This window comes from Dellaglioa algida DSM 15638, assembly GCF_001434695.1.
Taxonomy (GTDB): Bacteria; Bacillota; Bacilli; order Lactobacillales; family Lactobacillaceae; genus Dellaglioa; species Dellaglioa algida.
Window position 1 is genome coordinate 50,132 of the sequence record NZ_AZDI01000008.1, and the last position, 15,551, is coordinate 65,682.

Genomic DNA, 15,551 nt, shown 5'->3' on the forward strand with positions numbered 1-15,551 from the left:
GGGTTTAAACATTACTAGAGTTTAATTATAATAGCTCCTTAATTTGATATACTGTATTAACAAGGGAGAGATGTTATTGCTAATCGATACAAAGGCGTATATTTTAAGATCTTTATTAGATGACTTATTGTTTTATGTACTATTTTTTTCAATTAATAGGCAAGGTACAGTAAGAAAACGAGTAATATTTATACTGTTTTTTTTACCTATTACTTTTTTGGTAGAGTTATATAGTGATATTTCAGATGTTATTCCAATTTTGTCAGGATATTATATTTTAAAAGTAAAAAAAGAAAAAGATTACTTACTATTAAATGACTTGCTATTTTGTACGTTTATCATATTTTGTGTTACTACTTTGAGTTCAACTATAATGGTGCAAATACTCCCACATAATCGAATAGTTGGACTCACTGGCATTTTTATACAACTATTTGTAGAAATTATAGTTATTAGCGTTATTATTTTTTTCTATAAAAAAAATAAATTCCATACTGTAGCTGAAAAATATGGGTCTGCAACGATAGCATGCCTACTTATCTATTTATTGCTTGTGATTTCATTAATATCATATGCCGCTCATTATTATAATGCTTATGATCACTTTGTTTTTGGGATTATGATTTTTTTAATTATTCAAACAGTATTTGTTGTTTTTCTCTTTTTAAAAATTCTGACTAGGCAAAAGGCAAAATATAAAGCGCAAATAGAAAAACAAGAATTAGAAAATCTAAAAAAATATACCGAATCATTAGAAAAACAGCAACAACAGCTTTCTAAGTTTAGACACGATTATAAGAATTTATTACTTAGCTTTAAAGAAATTGCAAAATCCGATTATAGTGTTGTACTGACTGAACAAATTGAAATGCTTGAAAGTTACTCAGATAAGTATCTTGATAAGGGTGAGTTTGATTATAAAGCGCTTTATAATATTCATAATGATTTTATAAAAAGTCTCTTAATTGCAAAACTTCATCAAGCAAAAAAACTAGATGTAATTTGCCACTTTGAATGTCAAAAACCGCTCTACGATGTGATGATACCAATATTTGATTGTGTGCGTATCTTAGGTATTTTACTCGATAATGCTATCGAAGCAGCTAGTGAGTGTGACAATAGATCATTGAATCTAATGGTTTACCAAGATGATTCTCAAATTGAATTTATTATAAAAAATACTTATAAAAAACTAAATATTTCAATTGAAAGGTTACAAAAAAGAGGGATATCAACGAAAAAGAACCATTCAGGGCTTGGACTAGATACAATCCAAGAATTTAATCAAAAGTATCCTAATATATTTATACAATATCAACAAGAAGATGGCTTCTTTTCAGCGCAATTAATTTTATTAAAATAGTGGAGGTATCACATTGGCCTATCCAATTATTCTTTGTGAAGATCAAATTATCCAACTGAATCAACTAGAAGCAATCGTTCAAACATATATTCTTTTTCATACTGATTTATTTAAAGTAGAAATAAAAACTCAGAGCCCAATAGAAGTCATTGACTATCTAGAAAAATGTAATCCAAAACAAGGGACTTATTTTTTAGATATTGATTTGGCAAGTTCAATTGATGGGATTGATTTAGCTGAACAGATTCGAGCAACTGATGTCCAAGCTAAAATTATTTTTGTCACAACTCATGATGAGATGATGCCATTGACGCTACGACGGCGGGTTGAGGCACTTGGATTTGTGACCAAAGATCAACCTTTAGATGATTATCGTGCCGAAATAGTTGAATTACTAACATTAGCGCAACAAAGAATTGATGCGACCAGAGAGTGTCAAGAATGTGATTTTAAGTTTTCAATTGGTTCCCAAATGTTTTCAATTGATAAACAAGATATCTATTTAATTGAACCTTCAAGTCTACCCCATAGGGTTCTTTTAAACACTAAAAATGGGCACTACGAATTTTATGGAAACTTAAGAGATCTAGAGGAAAAGTACCCATACTTATTTAGAATCAATCGAAATTGTCTAGTGAATCTTAAAAATATGACTGAAATTAATTTTAAGTCTCGTGAAATCAAATTTGATTCTGAATTATCAAGGCAATTTGCTAGAGGAAAGTCCAATAAAATTAAGAACTTGTTAAAACAATAGAATACCGATAATGGAATGAAAAAGCACTCTGAATATACTTAATTGTTAACTAAAGAAAAATTTAAAGAGAAGATTAATGCCATCTTATAAAAGTAACTATGTTACACAAGTTGATGGAATAGACTGTGGTGTAGTAGTATATGTTGAGGAATCGGAGATAGTTGCTGCTTTGGTTGAAGTTTTTGAATGTTTAGCATTGGCATTAGCACTTTAGGAGGAACTTATGGAAATTATGAAATGGGGACTATTTGTATTTAGTCTTACAATTGTATTTACACTTTTAGGAATACGAAGAGATAGAAAAAAAATCGATTATCTTACTAAACTAGAAGAAAAGCAACAAGACCAAATAAGAAAGTTAATGGGAGAAATAGATGAATAATCATATTATTGTTATTATCGATTTAGTATTAATATGTATTTGGATTGTTTGTTCGATATATTCAGGAATATACCGGAATAAATTAAATAAGATCACAAAAAAAGTGATGATTAGTACGGAAAAAATTAAAGAATTAACTACCCAAAAAATTTTGAATTTAGAAAAAGATTTAAAAAATAAATAAAATGAATATCTATTATTTGAAAACATACAAAAGTCCGTAGAGAGCAACTTCTCTACGGACTTTTGTTTTACAGTCAATAAACTTAATAGTTTTGTGTCTAAGGGTTGGATACAGTATTGTCGGGGGTCTTCAAACTTAGATAACCAGAGAAAGTAGAATTAAATTTATAATATTTCTTATTTATTTCCTAAATACACAACTATTTTAGATACGATATAAACAAGAAGAGCAGTTACAAGAGCCGACATGATTAAATTTAAGTTTAAACTACGTGTCAATAAAATTGATAAACCTGCCGTGAATCCAACAAAAATTCCTTGTATATTTCTATTTTTAAACATGATATATCACTCCTTAATTGTCTTTTTTTAAACATATTTCCTTCAAAATATATATTTCAGATGTTATCACATGCGCTTAAAATAGAAAGATTCTTTGACCATGGCAAACGTGTCTAACAGAAAAGATAGTGGCTATTCTTAAGGAGGTAATACTTATGAAAATGAGTGGTCATTATAAAATTAGGACAAAAAAATCATTAACATTTAGCTATCGTCTTTAACAGTTCTATACGAGAAGGCCTGTTGACGTGGGGCTTCTTTTTTATGAGTTCATTATATCATGAATAAGAAACGTTATGAATTGTAGCAATTGATAACGGGTGTTATCCTAATGTTGGTTTTAAAATACTAGGGGGAGTTTTATCAATAAAAAAATAGTTAAGACTGATAATAATCAGGCGAGATGGCTGGGTATAGTTGGTGTCGTATTATGTATAATTGGACCGTGGTTAGCGGGTATACAAGGAGCTATCGGTTCAGAGGCAATACTTTCAGGGATTTTAATGGGTATTATTGTTATTATTTATACATTCATAATAGCGGCAATTTTAAAAATCTAAATGAAAAATGAGCGAGTACTTTTTAGAAGGTACTTACTTAGTTTATTACTTGAGTGGATGTTAAGAAGTGGCACTTTGTTGACTATAATGATATTTTAGGCGGGTGTAAAATATGGAAAAATTTAAAAAGAGCGTAGATGATTCTCTTTCTCTTATAGGGACGATATTTTTAATGATAATAATGTTATCATTCTTTATTCAAGATAGTTCTTTATTTCATGATTGTAGAATTTTTATTATAGCGATATTTTTAGGTAGAACTATGGTTAATTTATATCGTGCACGGAAAAAGTAACTGAAGTAGGGTGGGCAGTTCTGGATGAATTGATCCTTACCGTAAAGAATAATTAAAAGGAGGCAACCGATATACACAGATAAACTCTGCGTATATCGGTTGCCTTCTTTTAATAACTAGAGAAATAAATCGCATGTATATCCGTAATATTTACTTTCGCGTCGTTAATAATTAAGTTATCTTCATACCACCCAGCAATTAAACCCGTAACTGGATCCAGAAGAGTGCCATCAATATTTTTGGTAGATAAATCAATAGAGACGGGAGTAGATTGCATAATTGCAGAATTAATTACTTCTGCAATCTCACGACTAGTCATCTTAATAGCGTGGGTTAATGCTTGTTTGGATTTTTCTTCGTTCGATTTCTTTGTCCTAGCCGAGGTATGGTCACTTAAATAGAAGCCCTGCCATTTCATCATGCCACGATCATGATAATCATATTTAAGGAATTGATTTATGAGATTTGAATCGCTAGTTTCCTTAGTCATATGCATTTCCTCCGGCATGGCCGCCAACGAGACCGGCACGACCAATCGCGGTGGCGCCTTTTGATTTACTGGATAATTTTACAAGTGAGTTGAAGCCATACTTCTTTCGAATGTCATCGATTGTATGATCTAAAATATGATTTTTAAGTTCGTCGTCTTTAGTATCAAAGATGTCTAGTTGCTGTGTGTTGTCATCAATCAAGTTGCCACAAGAAATACTAATGTGTCTTAATGATTCGTGATGCCACTTTTTCCGAAATAACCTCAGGACGTGATTTGTCAGCTCTAGATTTGAATTGGTGGGATTAATCTTCATTGATATTCCAAAACCTGGCCGGCTGCGTGTAGAGTCTGTGGTTTCTGCCAGAGAGAAACCAATCCCCAAATTAATAACGGTTGCAGATTTATGATGGGCTCTTAAACGAGCAGCAACCTGTTCAGCTATCTCACGGATAACAACTTCAATTTCGGATTGAATAACATAATCTTTAGGCAATACCTGACTATTACCGTATGATTTTTCTTTTGGGATGTATTTTTCATGAATGATTGAACGATCAATGCCCCAGCTGAGCGCGAATAATTGACTACCAACAACACCTAATCTAGCTTTAAGTTCATACGGATTAGAGTGTGCTAAATCATACATTGAATTGAACTTCCAAGATTTTAATTTTTTAGTAGTCTGCTGCCCGATTGACCAAACATTTTCAAATTCAGTAATGGGCCATAGTTTATCTGGCACATCTTCATAGTGCCACTCAGCAATTAAGCTATGATTACGTTTTGCTTCGATGTCTAAGGCAAACTTAGCAAGTACTGGATTATCACCAATGCCAACTGTTGTATAAATACCGGTTTCCTTTTTTACGGCGAGTTGAATTTTTCGAGCAACTTCGTATGGAGAATTTCCAAAAAGCTTCCAACTAGTCGTCATATCAATAATTGATTCATCAATAGAGTAGGGGTGGATGTCATCATCTGACGCAAACTGTTGAAAAACTTTATTAATTTTTATGTTTTCTTCTATATATAAATTCATTCTTGGTGGAGCAATTACTAAACGTTCATCGTGGATTGGAACGCTTTTAGCACGGGTCACATTACTAATGCCAAATAGTTTTTTAGCCATTGGACTAGCCGCCAAAACTAATCCGCTACCAGTATTCTCGGCAGTAGACATCACGACAAGAACAGAACGTAGCGGATTGAGTCCGCGTGCAACGGATTCAACTGAAGCATAGAAGGATTTAGAATCAATCATAAAGATGACCCTTCTAGGTTCATTGCCATAATTGTACATTCTAAAAACCTCCCTTCAATATAATACCTAATTATACGAACATACGTTCCTTTAGTCAATGGTACCTGCAATAAAATCTCTATAAGTGAGTGACTATAATTTTTTTTTAATAATGTCAGTAAGAAATTACTGGCATTATTTTAAAAAAAAGAGAAATCCTTCATAGAAATATTGTGTACCAATTGGTATAGTTAGTATGCTAACTAAAATATGAGGAGTGATGGATATGGATTTAGGTTATTTGCTCATGTCGGTTTCTAAAAAAGTGAAATATCAAGTTAATAAAGAATTAATAAAAGAAGGTGTAACGGTTCAACAATGGGCCGTTATTAAAAATATAGGCTTAATGTCTAAGACGCAATTAGTAACTTCTGCGGATTTAGCAAAACGAATAGATATCGATAAGGCAACGATTTCTGGTATTTTAAGACGTTTAATTGATAAAAACATCGTCGATAAAAAAGTGAATCCTTTAGACAAGCGAGCTTCCCGATTAAAGCTGACAGATAGTGGAAAAGAAACTTACAATCGTTATAGTACTATCGCTGATAAGGCATTAGCCGAATCAATAAAAGTTCTTTCAAATGACGAAAAGGAACTTATGGGACAAATTTTAACGAAATTAAACGATCAAACGTCTCAATAAATGAACTAGACCAATGATGAATCTTAGTGGAGGATTAGATGAATAAAAAAATAAGGACATATTTCATATTATTAGGATTATTAACTTCTTTTTGCATTACGCCAGCAACGGCTTACGCTGAAGCAACCCATGGGGATGTAGTAACGCAACAAGCAAAAGTAAATAATGATGTGAGTCATATGGTGACGGATCTTAAACTATCAACAAATAGAATGGTTGATGGAGGGAAGGCAACGGTTAGATTAGAATTTAATGCTCAAGGGAGAAAGATAAAGGCGGGAGACGTTATTGCTGTCAATTGGCCACATTCTGGCCACGTGTTTGGGACGGGATATGCTAAAACCTATAAATTTAAAATACATAATGTCGACGTGGGAACTTTAACGGTAACCAAAGAAAAAGCAGTCATTTTATTTGATCATAATATTGAAGATATGTCAGATGTTAAGGGATGGACTGAGTTTGATTTGGAGGGCCGTAATATGACTGAAACGGATGATAAAAACATTGGGAATTTAATCATCACAAGTGGGAATCAGTCTGCGGAAATAAGTATCGAAAAACCTGCAACGAAGCCGACTATAAATTCGTTTTATTATAAATCGGGCGACATGCAACCTGAGGATACAAGTCATGTACGGTGGTTTTTAAATATTAATAATAATAAAAATTTTGCAACAGATGGCATCGATATTGATGACAAAATACAACCCGGACAGAAACTAGATTTAGATAATTTTGAAATTTCTGTGAATGGCTATAATCATAGTTGTTTTCTGGGTAAAGGAGCCGTAGAAAAATTCACAAAAGTATTTCAGGGTAGCTCTATTTCTGCTGATCCAGAGACTGGACAAATTAAGGTTTTTATCCCGGAAAGATGGGTGTCAAAGAATACTTTTAGAATTAAATATTTAACAAAAATTCAAGATTACAATCAAAAGTCTTTTGAAAATAAAAGTAAAATATGGTATCGAGAATTCAATCAACCAGCGGTAAGCGGTAAAGAATCAAATGCGACGGTTAAAAATGTCAACGTGGATGGCAAGATTGATGGAGAAAATAAAACAATTGCTTCAGTAACTAAAAAATGGGACGACCACGATAATCAGGATGGCTTGCGTCCTGAGAAAGTAACTGCACAACTATATGCAAATGGAAATAAAACGGGTGATCCAGTCACTTTGGAAGCTGCTAACCAATGGCATTATTCGTGGAAAGGGCTAGTGAAGAGCGTTAATGGTTCTGAAATTATCTATACTGTTGAAGAAACGAGTCAAACAGACGGGTATGTTCCAGAGGTAACGACTCAAGATGCGAGTGAGAATGAATTCGTGATTACGAATCAGCATGAATCCGAGACGACAGATATTAGTGGTGAAAAAACGTGGGTAGATAATGAAAATAAGGACGGACAGAGACCCGAATCGATTAAAATTCATTTATTAGCAAACGGTAAGCAAGAGGGACCTGAAAAAACGGTAAAAGCCAGTGAAAACTGGCAATACAAGTTTAGCGATGTGCCCAAATATGCTAACGGAAAATTAATTCAATATACAGTATCTGAAAATGCTGTCGAAGACTATACGGGTAAAGTAGACGGTATGAATATCGAAAATACCTATATGCCAACGAAAACGAGCGTAACGGTAATTAAAAAATGGGTTGATCACAATAATCAAGATGGTATACGTTCGGACGATGTAAAAGTGCAATTATATGCGGACGGAAAAGAAAAAGGAGATCCGGTCGAATTAAATGAGGACAATCATTGGACCGGGCACTGGCTGAATCTGAATAAAAACGAAAATGGTACGAAAATTAAGTATAGCGTAAAGGAATTAAATGTTTCAAACCAGTATCAAGCTGATATTTCAAACGTGGATGCGACGGAGAACGAGTTTTTAATCACCAACACACATAAACCCGAATTGACCGCTATTTCTGGTACAAAAACATGGGTCGATAATGATGATCAAGATGGAAAACGGCCAAGTGCTATTCAAGTTAATTTATTAGCGAATAACCAACGTGTTGGGGTTGCGAAAAAAGTGACGGCCGCTGAGAATTGGCAATATACATTTAACGACATGCCAAAATACGAAAACGGCCAATTAATTCATTACAGCGTAGTTGAAGATAACGTGGTTGGTTATACACCCGAAGTATCAGGATTTAATTTAATTAATCGATATACGCCTGAGAAAACGGCCGTTCAAGTTACCAAAAAATGGGCGGACCACAATAACCAGGATGGTCTGCGCCCCGATAAAGTCCAGATTCAACTGTACGCGGATGATAAAAAACAAGGCGACATTGTGGAATTGAATGAAGCAAATCATTGGTTATATCAGTGGACAGAATTAGATAAAAAATTAAAAGGGTCTAAAGTAAACTACAGAGTTAAGGAAGTCGCCGTCTCTAAACAATATAAATCGGTCGTATCCGTAGTTAATGAAGAAAAAAATGAGTTTACGATTACTAATAGTCATAAAACTGAATTGACTGATATTTCTGGTAATAAAACCTGGTTAGATGACAATGATCGAGACGGAAAACGGCCGGAAACGATTAAGGTTCATTTATTAGTGAATGGTAAACAAGTCGGAGATGCAAAAACAGTTACTGCAAAAGACGACTGGAAATATTCATTTAAAGATGTGCCGAAATATGAAAATGGTAAAGTAATTGAATATGCCATTTCAGAAGATTCGGTGTCGGGTTATACATCAAAAGTAGATGGTACTGACCTAATTAACAAACATGAGTCTGAATTAACGAGTGTTTCAGGAACGAAAACCTGGTTGGATAATGATAATCAAGACGGAAAAAGACCCCAAATGATTAAAGTCCATTTATTAGCAAACGGCAAACAAGTTGGAGATGTGAAGTCCGTATCCGCAAAAGACGACTGGAAATATTCATTTAAAGATGTACCAAAATACGAAAACGGTAAAGTAATTGAATATGCCATTTCAGAAGATTCGGTGTCGGGTTATACATCAAAAGTAGATGGTACTGACCTAATTAACAAACATGAGTCTGAATTAACGAGTGTTTCAGGAACGAAAACCTGGTTGGATAATGATAATCAAGACGGAAAAAGACCCCAAATGATTAAAGTCCATTTATTAGCAAACGGCAAACAAGTTGGAGATGTGAAGTCCGTATCCGCAAAAGACGACTGGAAATATTCATTTAAAGATGTACCAAAATACGAAAACGGTAAAGTAATTGAATATGCCATTTCAGAAGATTCGGTGTCAGGATATACATCAAAAGTAGATGGGAATGACCTGATTAATAGCTATACACCTGGGAAAGTAGCCGTTCAAGTTACGAAAAAATGGGAAGACCAGAATAATCAAGATGGTGTGCGTCCTAATAAAGTTAGGGTTCAACTGTATGCGGATGGTAAACCACAGGGTAATGGTGTGGAACTGAATGAATCAAATCACTGGGTTCATCACTGGACGGATTTAAATGAAAAAGTAAAAGGCATGAAAGTTTCTTATGACGTAAAAGAATTGAATGTTTCCAAGTCATATCAATCAGCCGTATCTATTGTTAACAAAGAAAAAAATGAGTTTCTAATCACCAATAGTCATAAGGTTGAATTGACGAGTGCTTCAGGTCATAAAACGTGGTTAGATGATAATAATCAAGATGGTAAAAGGCCAGAAACGATTAAGATTCATTTGTTAGCGAATGGTAAACAAGTTGGGAATGCGAAGTCAGTATCTGCAAAAGACGACTGGAAATATTCATTTAAAGATGTGCCAAAATACGAGAATGGCAAAGTAATCGAATATGCCATTTCAGAAGATTCAGTAGCGGGATATACGTCAAAAATTGAGGGTGTAAACCTTACTAATAAACACAAATCTGAATTAACAACAATTTCAGGTTATAAAACGTGGTTAGATGGAAATAATCAAGATGGTAAAAGACCCGAAACGATTAAAGTCCATTTATTAGCGAATGGCAAACAGGTTGGAGATGTGAAATCAGTATCCGCAAAAAATGATTGGAAATATTCATTTAAAGATGTGCCAAAATACGAGAATGGCAAAGTAATTGAATATGCCATTTCAGAAAATTCAGTAGCAGGTTATACAGCAAAAGTAGATGGAAATAATCTGATTAACAAACATGAGTCTGAATTGACAACAATTTCAGGTTATAAAACGTGGTTAGATGGAAATAATCAAGATGGTAAAAGACCCGAAACGATTAAAGTCCATTTATTAGCAAATGGCAAACAGGTTGGAGATGTGAAATCAGTATCCGCAAAAAATGATTGGAAATATTCATTTAAAGATGTGCCAAAATACGAGAATGGCAAAGTAATTGAATATGCCATTTCAGAAAATTCAGTAGCAGGTTATACAGCAAAAGTAGATGGAAATAATCTGATTAACAAACATGAGTCTGAATTGACAACAATTTCAGGTTATAAAACGTGGTTAGATGGAAATAATCAAGATGGTAAAAGACCCGAAACGATTAAAGTCCATTTATTAGCAAATGGCAAACAGGTCGGAGATGCGAAGTCAGTATCCACAAAAGAAGACTGGAAATATTCATTTAAAGATGTGCCGAAATACGAAAACGGTAAAGCAATCGAATATACTATTTCAGAGAATTCGGTGCCAGGCTATACATCAAAAGTTGATGGAATCAACCTTATTAATAGCTACATTCCCAAAAAAACAATAATCCAAGTTACGAAAAAATGGGATGATCAGAACAACCAAGATGGTGTGCGTCCGGATAAGGTTTGGGTTCAATTATATGCAAACGGTAAGACACAAGGTGAAGTTGTGGAATTGAGTGAAGCAAATCACTGGATTCATCGCTGGACAGATTTAAATGAAAAATCAAAAGGTGTAAAAAATAGTTATAGTGTGAAGGAACTAAATGTCGCACATCAGTATATATCGCTCACGTCAATCATGAATAAATCGAATAATGAATTGTTGATTACTAATAAGCATGAAGTTGAATTAGCAACAATTTCAGGAACGAAAACGTGGTTAGACGACAATAATCGAGACGGCAAAAGACCTGGAACGATTAAAGTTCATTTATTAGCGAATGGTAAACAGGTTGGGGATGCGAAGTCAGTATCTGCAAAAGAAGACTGGAAATATTCGTTTAAAGATATGCCGAAATATGAGAATGGAAAAGTAATCGAATATACCATTTCAGAAGATTCGGTGTCAGGGTATACGTCTAAGGTAGATGGAAATAACCTGATTAACAAACACAATGTTGAATTGACTGATATTTCGGGTCATAAAACGTGGTTAGACGACAATAATCGAGACGGCAAAAGACCTGGAACGATTAAAGTTCATTTACTAGCGAATGGTAAACAAGTCGAAGATATAAAAATAGTATCTGCAAAAGAAGACTGGAAATATTCGTTTAAAGACATGCCGAAATATGAAAATGGAAAAATAATTGAGTATACGATTTCAGAAGATTCGGTATTAGGTTATACATCAAAAGTAGATGGAAATAATCTGATTAACAAGCATGAGTCTGAATTAACGAGTGTTTCAGGTCATAAAACGTGGTTAGATGACAATAATCGAGATGGAAAAAGACCCGAAACGATTAAAGTTCATTTACTAGCGAATGGTAAACAAGTCGGAGATGTAAAATTAGTATCTGCAAAAGACGACTGGAAATATTCATTTAAAGACATACCGAAATATGAAAATGGAAAAGTAATTGAATATACGATTTCAGAAGATTCGGTTTCAGGTTATACGTCTAAGGTAGATGGAAATAATCTGATTAATGAACATGAACCTGATAAAACAACCATTCACGTTATAAAGAAATGGGACGATCATGATAATCAAGGTGGGTTACGACCTGGACAAGTGAAAGTTCAATTATATGCGGATGACAAAGCTTACGGTGAGGTTGTAGAATTGAATGCAAACAATCAATGGGCATATTCTTGGCAAGAATTATATCTTAGAAATGATGGTAAAAAGGTAACGTATACCGTCAGAGAAGTTGGGACAGACAAGGCTTATTCGGCGGATGTGAAAGAAATGGCACCAGGCCATTTTGAAATTACAAATACGCTTATCAGAAGCTTAACGCCAGATAAACCTGAAAAGAAACCAACTAAGAGAGATTCCGTTAAGAAAGAACCAGTGAAGAAAGTTACTGCTAAGAAGGAATCGAAACAAATAGAAGTTGTCAAAAAAGAAATTAATAAAAAGGAAGTTATGAAACCAAAAGCAACAAAAGTGAACTCAATTCCTAAGAAACCAACTCAAAAACAATTACCTAAAACCGGAGAAGAAGAGAACAACTGGGTAACTATTTTTGGAATGTTAGTCATATTATTATCTGGGGGATGCTACTTTTATGGAAATCGAAAAAGGAAAGTTACTAAATAACGTAAAGTAGCTTGAATTGATTTATTTATCAGCATTGCTTTTGATTAATGATTGAATTTGAGTCAAAAAAATAACCCTTAGTATTGGATTTTAGTCCGATATTAAGGGTTATTTTTGTTGCTTTAACCAGTTAATGGGTTTATTTTGAAATTTTTTCTTCTTCAGTTGTTTCTGGTTGTTTTGATGAGTAACTCACTTGGAACCAATCGATATAGTTACGTTTGAATTCAATGATTTTAAAATCGAAAGCATCAAAGCGAATAACTTCATTTAATCGAACTTTATGATTTTCAAGAATGAAACCGGCCAGGGTAACGCTCTCTGAATCATTCATTTCTTTATTTTTAATTTTAAAGAAGCGTTCAAAATCATATAAAGTTGTTTTACCGCTGACATTGTAGGTGCCATCATCATTTTTGACGATGTATTCACTTGAAACGTCATCAATTTCATCTTTAACTGTTCCAAATAATTCTTCGTAAATATCTTTATCGGTTACAATCCCACTTGTGCCACCGTATTCATCTGAAACCACTACGATTGGTGTTTGTTTACTAATCATTTGGCTTAACAGCGTTCTAATTGGTGTCGTTTCAGGGACAGTAATGATTGATCTGAGCATTTTACTAATTAAAATGGTATCGTCGATTTCAGCTTGTCTGACTAAATCATAGATATAAACATAGCCGAGAATTTTATCTTTATCATTGTTAGCAACGACTGGGAAACGGCTATATCCTTGATGTAAGTAATCTTTAATAACATCGTGAATGGTATCTGTAATATCAACCACGTAAAGACTTGTTCGATCAACCATAATATCTTTGGCAATCTTATCATTCAAATCAAATGCGCGTTGCATGTAAACATAATCATCACGATCAAGTTCGCCACCTGAAACGGCATTTTGTGATAAGGCTAGAATTTCTTTTTGAGTAAAAATTTCACTATTTTCATCAGTTGGTGTGATACCAAGCATTCTGGCTACGCGTGTTGCCGAGTTGTTCAGCAACCAAACCAATGGATAGAATGCAAGATGGAAGTAACGTAATGGTGTTAAGACAACCATTAGAACTTGGACGGGCATATCGATACTTAAGTTTTTAGGCACGATTTCCGTATAAACCACTTCAACGTAGGTCAAGATTAGCACACCGATAATTGCACCGATGATGTTTAATCCTGATTCAGACGCGAAATGGAACCATTTGAGGACATCCACTAACAGGAACTCAATGGTTTTTTCACCGACCCAACCAAGAATAATCCCGGCAACGCTGACCCCAACTTGGGTTGTTGATAGGTATTCATTCAGATGAGCCAGCATTTTTAATGCTCTTTCTTGTTTCTTACGATTACCGATACCCGCTTCCATATCGGCCTCGATGGCACTAGGACGTGCTTGAACGAGTGCAAATTCTGCGGCAACGAAGAATGCTGCGGCAAATAATGTCACCAAGATGACAATCAAATTGACGATAACTGTACTACTAGACAATTTTTGTGTCCCCCATAATTAATTCATATTTTAAATTCGTACCTCTCTATTTTACCATTAAATACGCTTAATGTCGTTTACTCCAAGGGAACTATTCAGATAATCGCAAACTTTTTACGCAGAGGATAGTAATTTACACATAAATTCATTATAATAGGAGGATAAAGAAAAAATATAGAAGAATAACGGAGGCTATCATGTCGGGTCAATACGCAAAAGGTCAATTAAAATTATTTGCACTTAATTCTAACGTTGAGTTAGCGGAGAAGGTTGCTAACGTTTTAAATACAACCCTTTCTACAGCATCCGTGAAACACTTTAGTGATGGCGAGATTCAAATTAATATTGATGAAAGTATTCGTGGCGCGGATATTTATATTATTCAATCAATTTCAAATCCAGTAAATGAAAATTTAATGGAACTTTTAATTATGGTTGATGCATTGCGTCGTGCAAGTGCTGGTACTATTAACGTTGTAATGCCTTATTATGGGTACGCACGTTCAGATCGCAAGGCACGTTCACGTGAACCAATTACAGCCAAACTTGTTGCAAACTTTATTCAATTAGCCGGTGTATCTCGCGTGATTACGTTGGATCTGCATGCGGCGCAATTGCAAGGTTTCTTCAATATCCCAGTGGACCATTTAGTTTCATTAGAAATCCAAGCTAAATACTTCATTGAAAATGGGATTACAGATGATGTTGTGGTCGTTTCACCTGATCATAACAGCGTTAAAGGTGCCCGTAATATGGCCGAAAAACTTAAAGCTCAGATTGCTATCGTTGATAAACGTGGCTCTGACTTTGCCGATAATAGTGCAGAAACGTCAATTATTGGTGATGTTAAAGGCCGTCGTTGTATCGTCATTGACGATATGATTGATACGGGAACGATGATGACTGATGCAGCACGCGCACTTAAAGCTGCCGGTGCAACAGATATTTATGCCTGTGCAACACATGCTGTTATGTCAGAAGGCGCAATCGAAGCTTTATCTGATGACAACATTAAACAAGTTATTGTAACTGATAGTATTGTCGTCCCAGAAGCTGATAAATTAGACAAATTAGTTCGTTTATCAGTTGCGGATCTCTTTGGCCAAGCCATTGATTTGATTCATAAAAACCGTTCAGTTGATAAATTATTCACAGAAAAAAATTAAATTAAAAGAGGCCGTTGGTAAATCACTTTTTGTGAGTTTACTGGCGGCTTTTTATTTTGGGTTTTGCTAATGGTTATTAGCTGAAATGATAAGTCCTATCCAAACAAATTTTAAAAATTTTTAATGGTATACTTGTTTTGCATA

At 34.2% G+C, this 15,551-nt stretch carries 11 protein-coding genes; 7 read left to right on the top strand and 4 right to left on the bottom strand.

What is annotated here, in order from left to right:
* Positions 1-76: 76 nt before the first annotated feature.
* The 4 genes from FC66_RS06025 to FC66_RS06035 all read left to right on the top strand — a co-directional run bounded on the left by FC66_RS06025 (position 77) and on the right by FC66_RS06035 (position 2,686).
* Entirely contained in the window at positions 77-1,363 is a 1,287-nt protein-coding gene (locus FC66_RS06025; protein WP_057974489.1) for a sensor histidine kinase, read from the top strand.
* A gap of 13 nt (positions 1,364-1,376) precedes the next feature.
* A complete protein-coding gene (locus tag FC66_RS06030; RefSeq protein ID WP_057974490.1) occupies positions 1,377-2,120 on the top strand; it encodes a response regulator transcription factor in 744 nt (247 codons plus the stop codon).
* A 223-nt stretch (positions 2,121-2,343) separates the two neighbouring features.
* Complete coding sequence (locus FC66_RS07975) at positions 2,344-2,502, top strand: hypothetical protein (RefSeq protein ID WP_157052000.1); 159 nt, start codon at positions 2,344-2,346, stop codon at positions 2,500-2,502.
* Entirely contained in the window at positions 2,495-2,686 is a 192-nt protein-coding gene (locus FC66_RS06035) for a hypothetical protein (protein ID WP_057974491.1), read from the top strand. The genes FC66_RS07975 and FC66_RS06035 overlap by 8 nt, the downstream gene beginning before the upstream one ends.
* A gap of 176 nt (positions 2,687-2,862) precedes the next feature.
* Here FC66_RS06035 and FC66_RS07980 read toward each other — a convergent pair whose 3' ends face one another.
* From FC66_RS07980 to FC66_RS06050, 3 genes are all read right to left on the bottom strand, one after another.
* The gene (locus tag FC66_RS07980; RefSeq protein ID WP_157052001.1) at positions 2,863-3,027 is read right to left on the bottom strand and encodes a hypothetical protein; all 165 of its coding nucleotides are present in this window, start codon (positions 3,025-3,027) and stop codon (positions 2,863-2,865) included.
* 964 nt (positions 3,028-3,991) lie between these two features.
* Positions 3,992-4,372: a hypothetical protein gene (locus tag FC66_RS06045; protein WP_057974493.1), complete on the bottom strand. Its 381-nt coding sequence runs from the start codon at positions 4,370-4,372 to the stop codon at positions 3,992-3,994.
* Positions 4,365-5,675 (bottom strand): Y-family DNA polymerase, encoded by a 1,311-nt coding sequence (locus FC66_RS06050; protein WP_057974494.1) that lies wholly within the window; start codon positions 5,673-5,675, stop codon positions 4,365-4,367. The genes FC66_RS06045 and FC66_RS06050 overlap by 8 nt, the downstream gene beginning before the upstream one ends.
* Before the next feature lie 226 nt (positions 5,676-5,901).
* Between FC66_RS06050 and FC66_RS06055 the strand changes: the two genes are divergently transcribed.
* Together FC66_RS06055 and FC66_RS06060 are read left to right on the top strand one after the other, a co-directional pair.
* Positions 5,902-6,321: a MarR family winged helix-turn-helix transcriptional regulator gene (locus FC66_RS06055; protein WP_057974495.1), complete on the top strand. Its 420-nt coding sequence runs from the start codon at positions 5,902-5,904 to the stop codon at positions 6,319-6,321.
* Between the two features lie 38 nt (positions 6,322-6,359).
* A complete protein-coding gene (locus FC66_RS06060) occupies positions 6,360-12,743 on the top strand; it encodes a Cna B-type domain-containing protein (RefSeq protein WP_057974496.1) in 6,384 nt (2,127 codons plus the stop codon).
* 139 nt (positions 12,744-12,882) lie between these two features.
* Here FC66_RS06060 and FC66_RS06065 read toward each other — a convergent pair whose 3' ends face one another.
* Positions 12,883-14,241 carry a hemolysin family protein gene (locus FC66_RS06065; RefSeq protein WP_057974497.1) on the bottom strand — a complete coding sequence of 453 codons (1,359 nt, stop codon included), beginning with the start codon at positions 14,239-14,241 and terminating at the stop codon, positions 12,883-12,885.
* A 197-nt stretch (positions 14,242-14,438) separates the two neighbouring features.
* On the opposite strand from FC66_RS06065, the gene FC66_RS06070 reads away from it, so the two are divergent.
* Positions 14,439-15,407, top strand: a complete 969-nt coding sequence (locus FC66_RS06070) for a ribose-phosphate diphosphokinase (protein WP_057974498.1) — start codon at positions 14,439-14,441, stop codon at positions 15,405-15,407.
* The last annotated feature ends 144 nt before the right edge of the window (positions 15,408-15,551 follow it).

Bases quoted from the DNA above. Each gene is read 5' to 3' on its own strand.
- FC66_RS06060 (WP_057974496.1), top strand. From the start codon at position 6,360: ATGAATAAAAAAATAAGGACATATTTCATATTATTAGGATTATTAACT.
- FC66_RS06050 (WP_057974494.1), bottom strand. From the start codon at position 5,675: ATGTACAATTATGGCAATGAACCTAGAAGGGTCATCTTTATGATTGAT.
- FC66_RS07980 (WP_157052001.1), bottom strand. From the start codon at position 3,027: ATGTTTAAAAATAGAAATATACAAGGAATTTTTGTTGGATTCACGGCA.
- FC66_RS07975 (WP_157052000.1), top strand. From the start codon at position 2,344: ATGGAAATTATGAAATGGGGACTATTTGTATTTAGTCTTACAATTGTA.
- FC66_RS06055 (WP_057974495.1), top strand. From the start codon at position 5,902: ATGGATTTAGGTTATTTGCTCATGTCGGTTTCTAAAAAAGTGAAATAT.
- FC66_RS06035 (WP_057974491.1), top strand. From the start codon at position 2,495: ATGAATAATCATATTATTGTTATTATCGATTTAGTATTAATATGTATT.
- FC66_RS06045 (WP_057974493.1), bottom strand. From the start codon at position 4,372: ATGACTAAGGAAACTAGCGATTCAAATCTCATAAATCAATTCCTTAAA.
- FC66_RS06070 (WP_057974498.1), top strand. From the start codon at position 14,439: ATGTCGGGTCAATACGCAAAAGGTCAATTAAAATTATTTGCACTTAAT.